This is a genomic window from Microcoleus sp. PH2017_24_DOB_U_A (genome assembly GCF_020738205.1).
GTDB lineage: Bacteria > Cyanobacteriota > Cyanobacteriia > Cyanobacteriales > Microcoleaceae > Microcoleus.
Map to the genome: position 1 here is coordinate 1 of NZ_JAEQCT010000111.1, position 18,650 is coordinate 18,650.

Consider the following 18,650-nt stretch of genomic DNA (forward strand, 5'->3'; position numbering starts at 1 on the left):
CTTTGAGGGACGGCTCCTTTGCTCTCTCTATCAATAGTGAGAGTATTGCTATCGCGTATGCCCTGTTTGTCCAGGGTTGTGCAGCGTAACACCGTCAGCCACTCCTGTTGGGCACTCAATCACCGCTTGGCGACTCCAAACCTCCGACAACCGCGATCGAATAATTAAACTGACTCAACTGCACGATAATAAAAAGCTTCAAGGGCTGCGACGCAAGTTTTATCGCCGTACAGACGCCCTTGTCTTTGCAAAATTCGATCGGCAATACTCTGCCTCCATTCCGATTCTAAGCCCAGCCTCACAGCTATTTTTACGTATTCTGCTGCGGTTTGAGCAACTGTTTCGGTCACTCCCAGCATTTGCAAAATCCCAGAGGAATGGCGGCCCCGCATAAATTCTCCCGGACAAGTGACAACAGGTAAATTGCACGCGATCGCTTCCAAAGTCGTGTGACCTCCAGACCAACCGAAACTGTCCAGAAAAACATCAGACAAAAGTTGAAGATTCCAATAAGCTTTCTCATCCATTTTAGGTAAAATAGCGCAAAAATCACCGCTATCCAAACCGTACTTAGCAAAAGTCCGCTGGAGGCGCTGCTGAAACAGTTTACCAATATCAACATTCGGACGTGATATAAAGGCAAACTGAGCTTGAGGAACCTGTCGGGCAATTTCCGCGAATATGTAGTCGTGCTGCGGCAGGTATTTGCAGAGAGTTTGACAGCAGAGATAAACAACAGCCCCCTCCCGCAGGCAAAAATTTGCACGAGTGGCCGTTGTGCTAGGAATCGTGGGCTGCGGGTAAGAAATGCCAATATTCGGCAAGCGAATTAATTTTTCTGAATAGTGCAAAACAGCATTTTCCGGTTCCATCAAGTCGCTGGAGAGGAAGTAATCGACGGTGGGCAATCCTGAAGTCACCGGATGCGCCCAGGAGGTACACTGAATGGGAGCAAGGCGCAAGGCTGCAAGTTGAGTCATTTGCGGTTGCAGCCCAATATCGAGGAAAACCAGTACGTGTAATTGGTCAGCAATAATTTGTTGGCAGATTAATTCTAAGTTGCCGGGGATGTAGTGGAAAGTATCGCTGTAAAATCGGAACTGTTGAGTAAATTTGTCTTGCGTCTCAGTAATTTGATAGCAATATACTTCAAATTCGCTGCTGCTGTGTTGCAGCCAGCCGAGGGTTAATTTGCCGACTGTATGTCCCCACAAGCAACCAGATATGTAGCCGATGCGAATTTTTCCGGTTTTGCTGGGGGGAGGTAGCGGTAAATCCTTTACCCACTGCGGGTAGTTAGCAGCCATGACTTTGCGAACAAATTGCCCGTACTGTTTCTGGATATCTAAGTCGTTGCCGCCTTGGTAAGCTAGAAAGAAGTTGGTGTGCTGACTGATAATTGTTAAGGCTTTTTGTTGGCCTGCATCTGTATCGAGGTTGGTTTGTTGGATTAACAGTTTGATTCCCGTCTCGAACCGATCGCGATAAACAGCTATTTCCTCTACACTTTGATAAATCACCGGCAGAATTAAATACTGTCCCGGATTAAAAAAGCTGTCTTCGGGAAATAAACTCGACGCATCGGTCGCAATTGCGATCGCTTCTGAAGTTCTCCCGGATGCTACCAAAGCCAAGACTAAATTGCGGTAAAGACTGGCGTCTGCTGGATAAAGCTCGATCGCCTCCCGGCAAACTTGAATGGCGGCTGCATATTCCTCTAAATGTTGGTAACACTCAGCCAAATTTAAGTATAATTGAAGGTCGCCTGTTTGAACTTCTAAAAATTTCCTGTACTCGATAACGGCTTGTTGATATTCACCGCGCCCATAGCAATCGTTGCCAAAATAAAGGTATGCTTGAATTGGGTCATTTTTGAGACGGCGGGCAAAGTCGAGATTGGCGACAACTTCAGCAGCATCGGGCTGCAATTGCAGGGCAGTTTCGTAAAGCTCGATCGCGCGATCGACTTCTGTTTTCGACAGTAGCAAGTTTCCCAGATTCAGATAGCTGCCAAAATGAGCGGGATTAAGTGCGATCGCTTGACGGTAAATTGACTCAGCTCGATCGACATCGCCGATTTGTCCTAAAATATTGCCTAAATTATTATAAGCATCAATGCAGTTGGGTTCGAGGGCGATCGCCTCTCGATAAGCTCTTACGGCACCGATAACATCCCCGGTTTTTTCCAACACCAAGCCCAAGCTGTAATGAGCGCCAGCTACGGAGGAATCCACCGCCAAACATTCGCTCAGCAGATCTTGCGCTTCTCGATACCGCTCTGTGGCATAATAAAGTGTACCGAGGTTTTGCCAAGCATCTACTTGATTTGGATCGTACTGCAAAACCTGCTTGTACTTCTCCTCTGCTGCTATAAATTTTCCGGCTTGGTGCAGGTTTAAAGCTTGACTGTACAGCTCTGCGGTGATTTTTTTTCGATCGGATTGCTGCAAATCGTAAATTGATTGAATCGCAGCCTGACTGCCCAATTGCTGAAAAGTTGACCACTCGTAATTGCCGGATGTATTGACGACATCCCAACTAAAAACCTGCAAGCCATTCCAAGCATCGCTAAATTCAGGTGCAGAAAAATCAAATAGCAGTTGGCATTGAGGGTGGGCGGCGATAAAATCCCAGTTGGCTTGACGCGGAGTCTCCCAATTGCTATTGCTGACAACAATCAGTGCCGAGTCTGCTAAAAAAGGTTTGGATAAAAGTAAAGCTAGTAAGTGCGATCGATAATCGTGAGCGGCATCATAAAACAATACACCAATGCGATCGGCAGATTGCATTTCCCGCAAATCCCAGAAAAATTCCTCAAAATTTTGATTGCAAAAGAAAACTTGTTCCGATATATTAAAGTTGGCTAGGTTTTCTCCTAAATTATCGCTGCTGTCGCCAAAAGTATCAAATTCCGAAAAGTCATCAACGACACAAGCGGTTATTTGTGAATGATTTAGCAGCGTACCGATTAAGCTGCCGCCTTGAAAGCAGCCGATTTCGCAGTAGATTTCTTCGGGAGACATACATTCGACAGCAAAATTTAGCAACTGCATTGCATTGGCTGTCGTTGTGGTTTGCAGAGAGTTGATTATTTGCTGAAATTGACTGGATTTTGGTTCGGCTTGCGGTGTCCCCCAGTTATTGTACAACTCGGATATGTGTTCGAGAAATGTTTGGTATTTCATCTTTTGCGTTTGCTTGTCAAACAGTTCGTAGTCAGGACTTTAGTCCTCGGAAAAGAAAGGACCCAAGTCCGAACGATCAAACCTTTTTAGACTAGAGTATTGAGAAAGGCAAGGACTAAAGTCCTCACTACGAACCTTTTTTAGGACTATAATTATAAGAGAAGAAAGGACTGAAGTCCTCACTACGAACCTTTTTTAGGACTATAATTATAAGAGAAGAAAGGACTGAAGTCCTCACTACGAACCTTTTTGTAGGACTATAATTATAAGAGAAGAAAGGACTGAAGTCCTCACTACGAACCAATCTTTCCTATTACTGCTGGTTCCGCAGCCGGGGATTGACAAATTCGTTCAATCCTTCTCCCACCAAAGACAGCCCAACAACCATTAAAGTCATTGCCAAACCGGGAAACAAAGCCGTCCACCAAATGCCCGTAGGTAGCGCATCTAAAGCTAAACGCAAATCGTGTCCCCATTCCGGAGTTTCTTCGGGAAGTCCCAAACCGAGAAATCCTAAGCCTCCTAATGTTAGAATTGCATCGGCGGCGTTGAGCGCGAACAGCACCGGTACGCTCTGAATTACGTTGAGAAACAGGTAGCGCGACAACACTGTCCAAGTGTCTGCACCCATGGCGCGGGCGGCTTCGACAAATAATTCGGTTTTGACGCTGGCGGTGTGATTCCTGACGACGCGGTAGTATTGAGGGATGTAGGAAATGCTCAGGGCGATCGCAGCATTCAATACTCCTTTTCCCACGACAAATGCTAAAGTTAACGAAAGCAGCAATCCCGGCAACGTATAAATTGTATCCATTAAAAATAACAGCACGCGATCGAGCTTGCCACCCAAATAACCGCTAACCAAACCCAGCGGCACGCCGATAAACAAACTCAACGCTGTGGCTAAAATCACCACTTGCCAAGCCGCCCGCGAAGCAAACAGCGTGCGCGAAAAAACATCGTAGCCGCTGCGGCTGGTACCGAACCAATAATTCGCCGACGGCGGTTCGTGAATCGGGTTAATCAAAGCATCGGTAGGATTTTGCAGCCATCCCCAACCTTGCATGACGGGAGATAAGGTTGCTACTATGATAAATAAGGCAGTTATTGCCAAACCCGCCCACATCATTTTCATTGACAGGCTTGACGGTGAGGCAATGTTGAGAAATCGCGGTAATTGAACTTTGTTTAGTGTCATGTTTCGCCGTTTACTGATTGAAGCTTTGTCGGATTTTTGCTAAATTTTCCTGGGCTGCTGTGCAGTTTTCATCGAAAGTCAGCGCTAGTTCAAATGCCGATACTGCATCCGACCAGCGCTTCAGGTTAGTATAAGCTAGACCCAAACAGCAAGCCGGGTCGGTGGTGGTGAAACTTGGCTCGAAAGGCTCTCTTGTATAGTAGCTGTTATCTTTACCCAGTTTCAGGCAATTCTCAAAGTAAGCAACGGCACCTAACGGAAATCCTAGATTAATTAATGTCATGCCAGCTATATAATTTAGGGGAGGATAGTTGGGACACCATTCCAGACCTCGCTGACACAGTAACATGGTTGTTTCATAGTCTCGATTTTGGAGCGATCGCCCTGCTAAAGTAAAAACTAAGGAGGGAATGAAACCAAATTCTTCTGGAGGGTTGCCGTCTATCAAATGCGGAAACAATCTTTCTAATGCTTCCTCCCAGCAGTCTCGCGCTTTCTCGTCCTCGCCCGCTGAGCCGTACATCCCAGCTAGGGAGTACAATAGCATGAGACTAAGCCCTTCTTCTTGTCGGGCCAGCTCTAAGATGGGAATATTGCGGTTGACAACTTTGGCGGCGACTTGTTGGTGGCTGTTAGCGTGATGCAATACTCTGACACTATCTAAACTGCTGACTTCACTGTCGCTAAAACTGCGGTTTTGATACTGGATTTGCTCGTGAAAGCGACCGACATATCTAATTTCTGGGAGATTGCGAAATAAACGAGTCATGTGTAGCGGAGTCATTCCTGCTTGTGGCTCGACTTCTGTTCTAATTATTGAATAAGCCAGCGCTTCGGGCTGCGATTTGAGGGTTTCTCTAAAATCTACTGATGTGACAACTAACTCCTCATCTGCATCCAGCACTAAAATCCACTCACCCGTCACTAAAGATAAAGCATAATTCCGCGCCGCCGCAAAATCGTCGCACCACTCAAAATATCCCACTTTTGCTCCGTACTGAGTGGCAATTTCCGGCGTACCGTCCTGAGAACCCGTATCGACTACAATTATTTCATCAACGTAGGGTTGAACGCTAGCCAAACAGCGCGCTAAATTCTCGCTTTCATTTTTGACGATCGCACAAAAAGATAAAAATGGTTTTTGTCCGAGTGCTGCCCTAATGCTCATTTTTTATCCTGATATCTTGCAACTCAAACAAGTTAGTTGTCGCTGGGAAGGTAGAGTGCGGCTAAAATGCTTGGTAGAGCAATAAAATCTCTGCCAACACTAAACTCATCAATAAATGTTTCGGTAAAAACGTCGCCGTAAGGTAAGAGTAAATCCATTAGGGTTTCTGGAGTGTACTTGCGAACGTGCTCTGGTTCTTCATCAGGGCCGAGGCAATTGTTGGGTACGGCAAAAAAAGCTCTGCCGCCCGATCGCAACACCCTAACTATTTCTATCACGCACGCTCGATCGTCGTCGATATGTTCCAAAACTTCTGTTGCTACTACAACATCAAAGCTGTGATCGGGAAAAGGAATTTCGGGTAAAGTTGAGACTACGCCTGGGATGTGTTTGGGAAGTTGGGCGATCGCAGCTTCGGAAATATCTAACCCAGTTACTGAATTGCCAAACTCTAACAACTGAGAAGCCAGGACACCTGCACCGCATCCGAGTTCTAAAACTTCCAGCCCGTGTCCGACGGCCCAACAAACTCTGCCGAAACATCCGGGATATCGACGCCAAGTTCCGCGGCCTTCTTCTTGCCAAATCTTATTCCAGTAGTCGGGCTGGAGATTCAAGTTAGTTTGTGTCATCAGAAAAATGGGTAGAAGCCCCGTCTTTCTAGGAGGGCTTTATATTGTTTTTTTTGAATAGACTTGAATTGCATAAGTCTTCGATCGTTCCCGAAACCGCAGATGTCAGACAGATAAAGACAGATAAACGCAGATCGTTTCAGGGTATTTTTCGATTTTGGCAATTCAAGTCTAATTATGTAGGCTTTCGAGTTCCGGTATGCGATCGCCTTGGGATTGGTTAGTTCGGCGTGCCTTTGTGCTGCACTTGCAACGGGACAGTTATGGTTTCAAATCTTCCAATCCTGGAGGTTCCGGACGCGATCGGCAAAGTTTAGCGGTCGTACTTGTTCCGGACAGACCGACGCAGTTCGATCGACTCGGTTGCTGGGTAGATTTTGCTCAACAATCTGCTCGATCGGCGCCAGTCATAATTTTATCAAACATCGACCAGGCTGGTAGTGAGGAATGCAAGTCCGCCGTTCGTAGTGAGGAATGCAAGTCCTTCTGTGGGGGAGACTGAAATTCTCACTAGCAACCAATCCGATCGCAGTCATCCTCTGCCGACACGAGCTTACAAATTGCTGGCAATTAACTCGCGGTACTGGCTTTTCGGCTTAACTCCCTTAAGCTCAGTCACCAAAGCTTTATCTTTAAAATACTGAATCGTCGGCGTACCAATCACGCCAGCATTTTCAGCAATTTCGGGATCTTCTTCGATGTCAATTTCCACGTAGTGAATTTTGCCCTCGAACTCATCTATTACTTTGCTCAAAATCGGTTTGAGACTGTGGCAAGGGCCACAACTCGGAGCCGAGTATTTGACCACAATCAGTCGATCGCTCTCGTGGAACAACTTCCGCAAAGCAAAACCTCCTTCGTGGCGAGTGTCGTTGATATCAAAGTTCTCGCTGGTTTTGCGTACTTTTGGAGCGGGCGGCGCTGCTGCTTGCTGCGATTCCTTGGTTTGATGGAATTCCTGAGTCAAGCCGTTCGATGACAGCCACCTTTCGGCTAGCATCGCCCCCATACAGCCGCTACCGGCAGCAGTGATGGCTTGACGAAACTCGTGGTCTTGTACGTCACCGACAGCATACACTCCATCGACGCTGGTTTCTACCGAACCGTGTTTCGTGGCGATATAGCTTAGTTCGTCGAGTTCTAGCTGACCTTGGAAAAGCTGAGTGTTGGGAGTGTGACCGATCGCGTAAAACAAACCCTTCACCAGCAAATCGCTCTCGGCGTCGGTCTCAATATTTCTAATTCTCAACCCATCCATCTTGCTCCCCGGCACTCCCAAAACATCCACAGCTTCGGTGTTCCAGTGCACGGTGATTTTAGGATTGCTCAGCACTCGGTCTTGCATGGCTTTGCTAGCGCGCATCTGACCGCGCCGCACCAACATATGGACGTGAGAGCCGTATTTTGTCAGATAAATAGATTCTTCCGCTGCGGTGTCGCCCGCGCCGATGACAGCTAAATCTACTCCTTTAAAAATTGGGGTGGCGCCGTCGCAAATCGCACAGGCAGAAATCCCGTGACTCCAAAATACGTGTTCGCTAGGCAAACCCAATCTTTTGGCAGTCGCACCTGTGGCAATTACTATCGTGTGGGTTTTGATTTCTCGATCGTCCGATCGCACTGTAAACGGCCGCTGGGTTAAATCAACGTAAGTTACATCTTCTGTGTATAACTCGGCACCCCAGCGCACTGCTTGAGCTTTCATCCGATCCATCAATTGCGGCCCGGTGATGCCTTCGGGAAAGCCGGGGAAGTTTTCGACTTCTGTGGTGGTCATCAGTTGACCGCCGGGAATTCCTCCGGTTTGGTAGCCTTCAAAAACTACGGGTTTGAGGTTTGCTCTCCCGGCGTAGATGGCTGCTGTGTATCCTGCGGGGCCAGAGCCAATAATTACTAGGTTTTCTACGGCTTGTTCAGTCATAGCTGCTTACTTGAACTCATAACGACTTCGTTTAATCTCAATTATAACAGAGATGGAGAAAGTTAGATCGAGCTTATTTCTATTGTTGAGCGGTTGAGGGCGATCGGGACAGCAGAAGCAATTTTGATAAGTAGAATAAATAATAAAATATTTTTAGTTTTAAATGTTCAATCAATCTCCGAAAATCCCCAAAATTACCACCCTTCACTATTGATTCCATTCTCATTTACTTGACGAATTTGCGCCGTTTGAGCTATTATACGATTCTGATACTCAAGGGGTGCTATAACAATTTTTTGATTTTGACGCTGAAACCCTTTGAAATCGTAAAATTTAAAATTTTGCAAATGTAATATCTACAAATTCTTATGCGAAATACGCATTTTTTGGGTTAAGAATTATAAATAAAATTTTGCTCGATTTGACAAGATACAGTATTTATGATATGTAAGGCGCGAAAGGGGAAAAAGTCGATCGAATTTTTTAACCGCAGATGCAGGCGGATGAACGCAGATGAACGCAGATAAAATAGAAGTACGATCGATTTTTGCTGTTTTGGTTGATGGATAAAATCAAGATATTGTTTGTGTGCAGCCAGAATAAGTGGCGGAGTTTAACGGCCGAGAAGATCTGCGAGAAAATTAGCGGGTACAGCGCGCGATCGGCTGGAACCGAAAAAGGTGCGAGAATTAGAGTCACTGAAGGTTTGCTTGGCTGGGCTGATGTCATATTTGTGATGGAGAAGAAGCACGGAGCTCGACTTCGCAGCAAATTTCCCGACAGTCTCAAAGGCAAGAAAGTTATTTGCCTGCAAATCTCCGACAATTACAGATATATGGAACCGGAGTTAGTCGAGATTTTGCAGGCGAAACTCGGCTTGTATATGGAAATGCCAGATAACGAGATAAATTTTATGGAGCGAGTTTTGGAACCGGAGGTGATGGATTCTTGGGAAGAGGCGATCGAATACGATTCGATGGACTTTACTGAGGTTAATGCTGCGTTTGCCAAGAGTGCGGCTGCTTTGGGGCCGGTTTTTGGAAACGTTTTGGACGCGGGTACGGGTACGGCGCGAATTCCAATCGCCCTCACTCAACTGCGGCCGGAATGGAAATTGACCTGTATTGACTTGTCGGCAAATATGCTGAAAGTTGGAGCGCAGAATGTCGAAAAGGCCCGAGTGCGATCGCAAATTAATCTCGAATTAATTGATGCTAAAGCCATGCCTTATCCCGACAATAGTTTTGACATGGTGATTTCCAACAGCATTATCCACCATTTGCCCGATCCGCTGCCGTTTTTACGCGAAGTCCGGCGGGTTTTGAAGCCGAACGGAGCAATATTTTTGCGGGATTTACTCCGGCCCGAAACACGGGAAATTAGGGATAATTTAGTCGAGCTCTATGCGGCAGATTGCAACTCGCATCAGAAACAATTGTTCAGTGATTCTCTACAAGCGGCTTTTACCCTGGATGAAATTCAGACGATGATTGAAACTGCGGGTTTGGAGGGCTTGAGGATTTATGAATCTTCGGACAGGCACTGGACGGCCGAGCGGGTTTGGTACGAGTCTGTTTAGACAGAAGCGAGTTGCTGGGAAAATTTTAGTTCAAGGGCGATCACTTCTCAACTCATATTATTTTCGGTTGCGTCGGATTTGTTCTAGCTCGGGCAAGATTGCCACAGTACAGATTCGAGATTTTTTATCGCAGATGACAGCGGATAAACGCTGATGAACGCAGATTTCGTCTTAGGGCAATGGAATTACGCGGCGCATGATATTGCCACTAATGTTTTTCAGGTCTTCCGCGGAATACCAAAGTGCATCAGCCTCGCCATAAGCAGTTGCTAAAGTTAACCAACCAACAAAAAAGCCATATCCACCACAAATCGTACATCCACCATCTCCACCTCGAAAAATCTGTTTTTGGTTAATTATCTCCCTATCGTAGGGATCTTGCGCGATATGAAGCCCGAAAAGATTGGGCTGCAAGTGGAGTTTCCAGTCAGAGCGATCGTCTGGATAGCGATCGCCCGGACAGAAGTCTCCCCAGCGAAATAGAGTGGTGCTTCCCGCACCGCAGGCATACTCCCATTCGTCGAAAGTTAGCAAACGCAGTCCTCCAGCAGCTAACCCAGCCTGAATGTCTTCGTAAGTCTTCCGCATAATTTGCCAAGCCGCGATCGAGCTATCTTGACATCTTTTAAATCCATAGCTACTATCTGGTTTCAAGTCAGAGCAATTAACAATCCTAGCAGCCGGAGAGTCTGGATAATCTTTTAATAAATTCTGGATTTTAAGTTCTTCCGAGCTGATGGGTTCAAAACCAATCATTGTTGGCTTAATTTCTACAATCATCGGAGAAATTGTCACCTTTCGAGCAGGTGTAGTAACGCTTTGGACATAAGAGTAGATGTCTGCTGTATCAAGCTGATACTCCTCAGCCGTCTTCTGAAATGATTCAATTTGCTCGTCAGTCGGGCAAAAGTTGCGGGCTTCGTATCCGAGTTGGATTGGACCTCCTGGAATCAGAGAAAATAAAGCTCCTTCATGTTCAAAAAGGGCAACAGAGAGTTGGCGGTCACCATAACAGTAAAGTCGTAAACCTCTAAAAATTACTGACTGAGGCAGATGTGCTGCTAATTCCTCTGAGTAGTCATATCTTTGTTCGTCACTCAATTTTTGCCATTCTTGCAATTCCATAAACTAAAAGTTCCTGAACTAACTCAAACTCTTCTACTTATTTAATTCGATCCCCTCTAAAATTACCCGATCGCGCCCTGCGTCTTTAGCTTGATAAAGCGAACGGTCTGCCGCTGCAATCAAATCTTTTTTTGAAGTTTCCGGTCGAGGAACCGTACTCGCTACTCCCAAACTCAGCGTAACACAAGCAGAGACTGGTGAGTTAATATTTTCAATTGCCAGTTTTTTCACCCAAACTCGAATGTGTTCTGCAATCGAGACAGCCATCTCTGGTGAAGTTCGAGGCAAAATTACCGCAAATTCCTCACCTCCGTAACGAGCTACCAGCGTCTCTTCCGAAACTTCGCCTGCTGAGTAATTTACAGCCTCAACAATTGTTTGTGCTACCTGTTGCAAACAAGCATCTCCCGCCTGATGTCCGTAACTATCGTTGTATTTCTTAAAAAAGTCAATATCACATAAAATCAAAGATATTTCTGCTGCTTCTTGTCCCAATCTCTGCCATGTTTTATCTAAATATTCGTTAAAACAGCGGCGGTTTGCTACCAAAGTTAAACCATCGGAGTTAGCAAGGCGATACAATTCGGAATTAGCTGTTTTTAATTGAGAATTAGCTGCTTCTAGTTCAGATTGTATTACCGATAAATTGTAATAAAGCTCGCTAATATACCAAGTAGCTTGTTGGTGAATTTGAGCTAAAGCTACCAATACTTGATGCACGTCTAACAGTCGGTAAACTTGAGGTGCTAACTGCACAACAATCGGCTCGTAAAGTAGTTCCGGCGGCCGCTGCACGGCTCGCTGAGCAGCCATGACAATTAAGGCTACTTCTGGTAAAATCAAAGTATCGGTTTGAGCTATTTGATACAAAGCCAGAATTGGTCTGCAAGCAAATATATCTACTCCGTATGGGCGACTCATCCTTTCCATAAATCGCCTGCGCGATATCATTCCTAAAAAATCTCCATTTACCGTCAAGATAACTCCCGGAAGCAGGGGGTGAGATTGAAACAACCGAGCTACGTCTTTGGCTAGGGATGAAGCTTCAATTTGAAAATTAAAGACAGCCAGATCCTTAAGAGTAGACTCTAAAGTTAAATTTTCAGGTGGTTTTTCAGGGAAGTTAGATGGCGCGATAAATTCCACAGACACAGCGCATATCCGAATGAACAATACAGCAGCAACAAATCTAGTGTCAGCTCTTGAATTATCTTAACATTTATTTATTAGCATTGGCTGTATTCTTGACTACAGTGTTTGTTTGAGGAGGGGCTGATTCGTTAGCTTCGGCAGTGTGGATTGCATTGGTTCATCCTCGCTTAATAATAGACTTATAGTATTCTTGATTTTTTTCTTGTTGGCTTGTTGTCGCGCAAGAAAAGGTTTCTGCGCCCGCCCTTAACTCATGTATGGCGCAGACTAACTCAACAAAATCAGTTTTTAAGCCGAGACGAACTCGTAACTAAGTTGTGCGTAAAAAACGCGGTTTCTTTGCCATTCCTCAAATCAAAACCTAAAGCCGCGAAGGGTGGTGAGAAACCCAGCAATTTCACAATTACCAGAAAGAATTGGTTGAAAGCCGGAACGTTTTTCGGGAGAAATTAAAATCAGACTATTCATTACTCCAATCCTCGGACTTAAGGGTAGAGATCACTCTCAAACTCTCAACTGTCAACTCTCAACTGTCAACTCTCAAACTGTCAACTGTCAACTGTCAACTCTCAAACTGTCAACTGTCAACTGTCAACTCTCAAACTGTCAACTGTCAACTGTCAACTGTCAACTGTTGAACTCACCAACCCCAAGTTCCGATTCCTCCCTTAAAAGGGCCGACAATATCTTTGGTAATCCAACCTCCGTAAAAATCTCCTGGTTGAGATTCCACTAATTCCCCGTCCACATAACAAGCATCCATCTGGCTCGGATAAACAGCCACGTAATCTTTAATAGCTGCAAAAACCTGATTGGGATGAGGATAAAACCAAGCAGCATTTACAACTTCCTTCGACCCTACCGTCACAGTGTAATAACCCGCTTGTCCCTTCCACTCGCACCAAGATCCCCGTGAAGTTTTATGCAAATATTCCATTTGGATGTCCTCGGGAGAGATATAGTAGGCTGGAGGGTGACTTGTCTCCAATACCCGAAACGGGCGGCGCGTATCGGCGATCGTCATTCCGTTAAAAATAATCTGTACGTGTTTGGTCGATTCCTCAAGACGAGGGGGGCGCGGGTAATCCCAAACCGACTCTTGACCGGGGCCTGGCTCTATGCGATCGAGGTTCACTTGTACAATCTCCCCTACAAAAAAAACAATTAGCAACTTAGCATTACAATTTAATGTAGCCTTAATCTAGTCGCTTCTTCAGACTTGCGCCAGCTTTCTTAAACTCTCCATTATATGAGCATTCGCGGTATAGATGTTTCCGACTACCAGCCCAACGTCAATTGGCAAGCCGTTGCCAAGGGAGGCATTCTGTTCGCATTTGTCAAATCGACGGAAGGTGCAACATTAGTTTCCCAAACTTTCGCCCGGAATTGGGGGGGAATTAAAGCTGCGGGGATTCAACGCGGTGCATATCACTTTTTTCGACCGGAAAGCAGCGTTCAAGGACAAATAGATTTGTTCTTGAAAACTGTCAAACTCGAAGCGGGGGATTTGCCGGCAGTATTGGATGTGGAAACTACGGGTGGTTTGAGTGGGGACGAATTGTGCGATCGCGCGACAACTTGGCTCGAAGCAGTGGAAAAAGCCACCTCGATGCGACCAATTATCTACACCTACCCCGGTTTCTGGGACAACCTCGGGACACGGCGGTTGGCAGATTACCCGCTGTGGATTGCTCACTATACCAGTGCCGAAGAACCTTGGGTACCCGGTGGCTGGAAGACTTGGACTTTTTGGCAGTACAGCGACACTAGCACTGTGTCGGGTGTCTCGGGCAATGTAGATGGCAATATTTTTGAAAGCGTCCGAGAAGGCGCCGTAAATTATAAAGTTGCAGACATCCAGAAGCAATTAAGAAGTAAAGGCTTCTATCAAGGCGCGATGGATGGCAAATTTGGAACCTCTACCACAGCCGCCCTCATCTCGTTTCAGAAATCTCAAGGCCTCAATGCAGACGGCATGGCAGGCATCAAAACTTGGGCCGCGTTGATGAGAAAATCTCCCAAAGTAATTGTCCCCCCTACAGCGCCAACACCAACTCCGATACCAACTCCGACACCAATTCCGACACCAATTCCAGTACCAGCCGCGCGGCTGACTGAGCTATTGTCATCTTACCAAGCTAGTGCTGCTCAAGATACTGCCTTGATTTGGCTGCAAACTCAAGTTTCTACCTCTGTTTTAGGGGAATTTGCTCAAAAGTGGCGGACAACTGCCGCACCGGGCGACACTAATTTGCGATTGATAGATGTCAGCAAATTTTATCGCGGTTTGGCAGAACAAGACCAAGCTTTAGATTGGCTGCAAAAACAAATTTCGCCGGCTGTTATTGCCGAGTTCGCACAAAAGTGGCGCGCTCAATCGACTGTCCCAAATTCTACAATTCGGCTGATAGATGCCTGCAAATTTTATCGCGCTGCACCTAATCAAAACCAGGCTTTAGATTGGCTGGAAAAACAAGTCTCGCCAGCAACTCTATCGGAGTTTCTGCGCCGATGGCAGAATGCCAAATGATTTGAGATTAATTCCACAAAAGATGAATTTGGTTTTAATGCAATACCGTTTACTGATATAGCGCCCTGGGGGTAAAATCCGATGAGAAATAGATACTGCGAAGGCGCGTGCCTGCCCGTTGGCGAAGCCGCCCTGAAAGGGCTAGGGCTTATGCTTCGTTCCTCTCTTCGGACTATCTTAAGTAAACCGTATTTGGTTTTAATGTTCTGAAATTATGTAAATCCTAGATTGCTGGCAGATGCAACCGACGATGTAACGCAGATGTATTTCAAGATAGTTTCCGAATGAGTGCAAGAAGTTTCTTTGAGAATTAACTCGACATCAAATCTCCCCTTCTCCCCCTCTCCCCCTCTCCCCCTCTCCCTCTCTCCCTCTCTCCCCTTCTTCCCCTCGAACATAACAGACAATCTAGGCGCTACAGCTTACTCTCATCTTTGACGGTAAGAGAATTATCTGATAAAGTTATAGCCAATATCAACGTTTTTTAATTTTATTCACAAAAATCCAGGGCAGTGGCGAGTTTGTGCCAGCGTCAAGTATAGCGCCTGCAATCAAATCACCCCCGATCGCGCTTTTAAATCTTTTAAATTTTAAAACCGAGCGGGCAGCCTGTAACAATCATATCTATGGAAATCCCCTTTAACATCACCCTGTTGATGGTCATGACCGTCACCTGTGGTATCAGCGCTCAAGTTCTGGCCGCTTATCTGAAAGTTCCGGCGATCGTATTTTTGCTGCTATTCGGTATTTTAGCAGGCCCGGATTGCCTCGGACTGTTGCACCCCAATCTGTTGGGCAGCGGTTTAGAAGTTATGGTGTCTCTTTCAGTAGCCTTAATTCTGTTTGAAGGCGGCTTGAATTTGGAATTGCGAGATTTAGGCAAAGTTTCCGGTAGCATTCGCAATTTAGTTACTTTCGGCACTTTAATTACGCTCATTGGCGGCGGAATGGCAGCACACTGGTTGGGGGAATTTCCCTGGCCGATCGCATTTCTGTATGCTTCCCTAGTCGTCGTCACAGGCCCGACAGTCATTGGCCCGTTGCTCAAACAAGTATCCGTTGACAAACAAGTCGCCGCCTTGCTAGAAGCCGAAGGCGTTTTAATCGATCCAGTCGGAGCAATTTTGGCGGTATTGGTACTGAATATTATCTTAAACGGCAATGCTGATTTATTGGTCTTGTTCCGAGATTTAATCGTTCGCCTTTTAGTTGGCGCAGTCGTCGGAGTTGCCGGAGGGTGGCTGCTAGGATTCATTCTCAAGCGATCGCAATTTCTCTCAGAAGACTTGAAAAACCTAGTAGTTTTAGCAGGTTTGTGGGGATTGTTCGGCTTATCAGAAGAACTCCGCAGCGAATCAGGACTGATGGCAACAGTCCTCTCCGGCATCGTCCTCAGAGCGGCTGCTGTGCCGGAAGAACGGCTGCTCAGGAGGTTCAAAGGTCAACTCACAGTCCTCGCCATCTCCGTCCTGTTCGTGTTGCTGGCGGCCGATTTATCCCTCGCTAGTGTAGTTGCGCTCGGTTGGGGAAGTTTGTTTACAGTTTTAGCCTTAATGTGGGTAGTGCGGCCGATCAATGTGTGGCTGTGCACTTGGAACAGCGGCCTGAACTGGCGGCAAAAATTATTTGCTTGCTGGGTAGCGCCGAGGGGAATTGTCTCAGCGTCGATCGCCTCTTTATTTGCCATCTTGCTCACCCAGCGCGGCATCAACGGCGGCGACTCAATTAAAGCCTTAGTTTTCCTGACAATTATTATGACTGTTTTCGTACAAGGGCTGACAGCGGGATGGATAGCTCAACTGTTAGGAGTCACCTCAAAATCAGCAACAGGTGCAGCAATTGTCGGGTCAAATCCTTTAAGCAGATTAATTGCTCGCTTATTTCAAGAACGCGGAGAATCAGTCGCAATTATCGACACCAATCCGGAAGCTTGCGCGCAAGCAGAAAGAGAAGGTTTGCGAGTATTTTTGAGTAGCGCTCTCGACCATAGCGTGTTAGAAGAAGCCGGACTCGATTCGATGGGAACATTTTTGGCAATGACTAACAACGGCGAGGTAAACTTAGTATTAGCTCAGCGAGCAGCCGAGGAGTTTGCACCGCCGAGGGTTTTGGCATTATTCCCCAAAGACCCGCAAGCAAATGCGCCTGCAAATAATAGTAAAATTAATCAAGCCTTTGTCTCGGATTTGTCGCTGAAGGATTGGAACGAATATTTGACCGACAGCGAAGTAAAATTAGGGGAAACCGAGTTAAACAGCGAGGGATTGCAATTTCAGATTGCTCACTTGCAAGCTTTGGTGCAAGCCGGGGAGTTGGCGCCGCTGCTACTTGAAAGACAAGGATACTTGCAAGTTGTGTCGGCAACAGAGATTTGGCAAGCGGGCGATCGCATTATTTATTTGCTCTACGATCCTACACCAAAATTGTTAAAAAGATTGTCCGGTTCGTCCAACTCTCGCTTGACTTTGGAAAAGCATCAGGTAGTTGAAGAAGTGCCGATTCCTGCTCCGGTTTTAGAGAATGTTTTGGAGGAATCTATAATTGAAAAGGAAGCAGAAGTTTTGCTACCACCTGTTTCGCGGTAGGGACAGAGAGGGAGAAGAAGAGAGAGGGAGAACAGGAGAGAGGGAGAAGGGGAAAGAGGGAGAAGGGGAAAGAGGGAGAGGATTGTTGATATGCGATCGAAATACACAATTTGGCGGTACGGGAGGTTGACTTTTTTGTACAGATTCCGACTGCACTCTTTGCTGTGCCACTCTCATCGCGGAATCCCACAAATTTTTGTTGCGGACTCTTTCATCCGGGTCGATAATTCCTGCATCTTTCAATACCTCTGTCAGCAATTTCCACAAATGATAAGCAACGTATCGCCCTAAGTAGCATATTTGATAGTTCCGCGCGATCGCATAATTATTCTTGATTTCTTGGTATGTCAAACCATTTAAAACTCCTTGAATAATTTCTCGCTGTAAGCCGTTCAATGGTTCGCCTCTCTTTTCCTTTACCAGGTTATCTAGAATGTTTGTAGCTGATTCTGCATTCATAAAGTTACGCGGTAAGTTGACGGTTGACGGTTGACAGTTGACAGTTGACAGTTGACAGTTGACAGTTGACAGTTGACAGTTGACAGTTGATTTAGGATTACTTAAATCTTAAGCAACCCAGATGGGAAATTCATTCGTTCTACCCGCAGAGTTGATGAGGTATGAGGTGCAAGATTAATTGCGGGAAGGTGCAAGGTAGGTGAATGTGTAGGATAGGATATTTTATGTCTATGTGGTACACACAATCTGGCGATCGCCAATCCACAAAAAACGCGATCGCACATTTCTCTCAAATTCGATCGCCCTGAAACCGACCGAAAATTTGTCTGCTTTGTGGCACGGCCCGCCGGGGGTTGAAACCCCCGTCTCATATCAATTCCGGTTGCACGACCTATGATATAGAGGAGACGGCAGTGCCGTGTCCCTACCCCAGATTTATTGTAGGGACACGGCACTGCCGTCTCCTAATTTCGGCTACTAATAATTCCGATGCTAACGGATTTGATATAACGGACTAACCAATCAAATTCGATCGCACATCCACAAAAAACCCGATCGCACATTTAAATAGGATTTGGGATGAGTTTCTTAGGAGAATTATTATTCAGCCTCCCCAATCAAAGTAAATGCCGCCCAATTTCGCGGCTGGGGATGAGTTTTCATCGTGGTTAGCATTGCCTGCCGTAAAGCCTGTGCTTTGTCGGGATTACTTTGCAAGTTTCGATAAAATGCCTGCATCAATTCGGATGTCGGCGCATCAGGAACCGCCCATAAAGAAACAATTGCACTCGGCACTCCTGCCGAAATCAAAGCACGCGATAAGCCAATCACTCCATCCCCGGTAATTCTGCCTTCTCCAGTGTTGCAGGCACTTAAAACAACTAATACCATTTTTCTAAAGATCCGATAGAGATCGAACACGACAAGACATTGTAATTTATACACTTTCCCTGTTTGCCAAAGTCTGTCATAACTTAAAAAAAATGGTATAACATCCGTAGTTTGAGCAACAACCGGGAGTAAGGAACCCCACGCTTAAAAGCGGGGGCTTTTGGAAAGTCCGGCTCGTTTCGAGCGGTTCGAGAAGAAAGCCCGAACCTTACCAGAGACAGGATT

Annotated in this window: 15 protein-coding genes; 5 read left to right on the plus strand and 10 right to left on the minus strand. The window is 46.0% G+C overall.

The genetic code is table 11. The annotated features are described in order from the left end of the window. Positions 1 to 164: 164 nt before the first annotated feature. The 4 genes from JGK07_RS27205 to JGK07_RS27220 all read right to left on the minus strand — a co-directional run bounded on the left by JGK07_RS27205 (position 165) and on the right by JGK07_RS27220 (position 6,183). Complete coding sequence (locus tag JGK07_RS27205; protein WP_293223899.1) at positions 165 to 3,185, minus strand: tetratricopeptide repeat protein; 3,021 nt, start codon at positions 3,183 to 3,185, stop codon at positions 165 to 167. Between the two features lie 313 nt (positions 3,186 to 3,498). After that, complete coding sequence (locus JGK07_RS27210) at positions 3,499 to 4,383, minus strand: ABC transporter permease (protein WP_293185819.1); 885 nt, start codon at positions 4,381 to 4,383, stop codon at positions 3,499 to 3,501. A gap of 10 nt (positions 4,384 to 4,393) precedes the next feature. Then, a complete protein-coding gene (locus JGK07_RS27215) occupies positions 4,394 to 5,551 on the minus strand; it encodes a glycosyltransferase family 2 protein (protein WP_293223901.1) in 1,158 nt (385 codons plus the stop codon). A gap of 32 nt (positions 5,552 to 5,583) precedes the next feature. After that, entirely contained in the window at positions 5,584 to 6,183 is a 600-nt protein-coding gene (locus JGK07_RS27220) for a bifunctional 2-polyprenyl-6-hydroxyphenol methylase/3-demethylubiquinol 3-O-methyltransferase UbiG (protein WP_293196961.1), read from the minus strand. A 199-nt stretch (positions 6,184 to 6,382) separates the two neighbouring features. Here JGK07_RS27220 and JGK07_RS27225 point away from each other — a divergent pair, with 199 nt between their 5' ends. Continuing rightward, positions 6,383 to 6,685 carry a hypothetical protein gene (locus JGK07_RS27225; RefSeq protein ID WP_293185823.1) on the plus strand — a complete coding sequence of 101 codons (303 nt, stop codon included), beginning with the start codon at positions 6,383 to 6,385 and terminating at the stop codon, positions 6,683 to 6,685. 51 nt (positions 6,686 to 6,736) lie between these two features. On the opposite strand, the gene trxB is transcribed toward JGK07_RS27225, so the two are convergent. Continuing rightward, positions 6,737 to 8,104 (minus strand): thioredoxin-disulfide reductase, encoded by a 1,368-nt coding sequence (trxB, locus tag JGK07_RS27230; RefSeq protein ID WP_293185824.1) that lies wholly within the window; start codon positions 8,102 to 8,104, stop codon positions 6,737 to 6,739. A 562-nt stretch (positions 8,105 to 8,666) separates the two neighbouring features. Here trxB and JGK07_RS27235 point away from each other — a divergent pair. Further along, the gene (locus JGK07_RS27235) at positions 8,667 to 9,683 is read left to right on the plus strand and encodes a methyltransferase domain-containing protein (protein ID WP_293196960.1); all 1,017 of its coding nucleotides are present in this window, start codon (positions 8,667 to 8,669) and stop codon (positions 9,681 to 9,683) included. Between the two features lie 171 nt (positions 9,684 to 9,854). Here the strand turns inward: JGK07_RS27235 and JGK07_RS27240 are convergent, their stop codons facing one another. From JGK07_RS27240 to JGK07_RS27250, 3 genes are all read right to left on the minus strand, one after another. After that, positions 9,855 to 10,808 carry a hypothetical protein gene (locus tag JGK07_RS27240; protein ID WP_293196959.1) on the minus strand — a complete coding sequence of 318 codons (954 nt, stop codon included), beginning with the start codon at positions 10,806 to 10,808 and terminating at the stop codon, positions 9,855 to 9,857. 33 nt (positions 10,809 to 10,841) lie between these two features. Next, positions 10,842 to 11,960, minus strand: coding sequence for a GGDEF domain-containing protein (locus JGK07_RS27245; protein ID WP_293185827.1), 1,119 nt, complete (start codon positions 11,958 to 11,960; stop codon positions 10,842 to 10,844). Positions 11,961 to 12,600: 640 nt separating this feature from the next. Further along, a complete protein-coding gene (locus JGK07_RS27250) occupies positions 12,601 to 13,095 on the minus strand; it encodes a DUF427 domain-containing protein (protein ID WP_293185828.1) in 495 nt (164 codons plus the stop codon). A 114-nt stretch (positions 13,096 to 13,209) separates the two neighbouring features. Here JGK07_RS27250 and JGK07_RS27255 point away from each other — a divergent pair, with 114 nt between their 5' ends. Both JGK07_RS27255 and JGK07_RS27260 read left to right on the plus strand, forming a co-directional pair. Continuing rightward, a complete protein-coding gene (locus JGK07_RS27255) occupies positions 13,210 to 14,490 on the plus strand; it encodes a GH25 family lysozyme (RefSeq protein ID WP_293185829.1) in 1,281 nt (426 codons plus the stop codon). 626 nt (positions 14,491 to 15,116) lie between these two features. Next, positions 15,117 to 17,075: a cation:proton antiporter gene (locus JGK07_RS27260; protein ID WP_293185830.1), complete on the plus strand. Its 1,959-nt coding sequence runs from the start codon at positions 15,117 to 15,119 to the stop codon at positions 17,073 to 17,075. On the opposite strand, the gene JGK07_RS27265 is transcribed toward JGK07_RS27260, so the two are convergent. Further along, positions 17,055 to 17,534 (minus strand): hypothetical protein, encoded by a 480-nt coding sequence (locus tag JGK07_RS27265; RefSeq protein WP_293185831.1) that lies wholly within the window; start codon positions 17,532 to 17,534, stop codon positions 17,055 to 17,057. The two genes, JGK07_RS27260 and JGK07_RS27265, sit on opposite strands and share 21 nt — an antisense overlap. A gap of 232 nt (positions 17,535 to 17,766) precedes the next feature. Here JGK07_RS27265 and JGK07_RS27270 point away from each other — a divergent pair, with 232 nt between their 5' ends. Beyond that, positions 17,767 to 17,931, plus strand: a complete 165-nt coding sequence (locus JGK07_RS27270; protein WP_293189362.1) for a hypothetical protein — start codon at positions 17,767 to 17,769, stop codon at positions 17,929 to 17,931. Positions 17,932 to 18,134: 203 nt separating this feature from the next. Here JGK07_RS27270 and JGK07_RS27275 read toward each other — a convergent pair whose 3' ends face one another. Then, positions 18,135 to 18,524 carry a CHAT domain-containing protein gene (locus JGK07_RS27275; protein WP_293185833.1) on the minus strand — a complete coding sequence of 130 codons (390 nt, stop codon included), beginning with the start codon at positions 18,522 to 18,524 and terminating at the stop codon, positions 18,135 to 18,137. Positions 18,525 to 18,650: the final 126 nt, after the last annotated feature.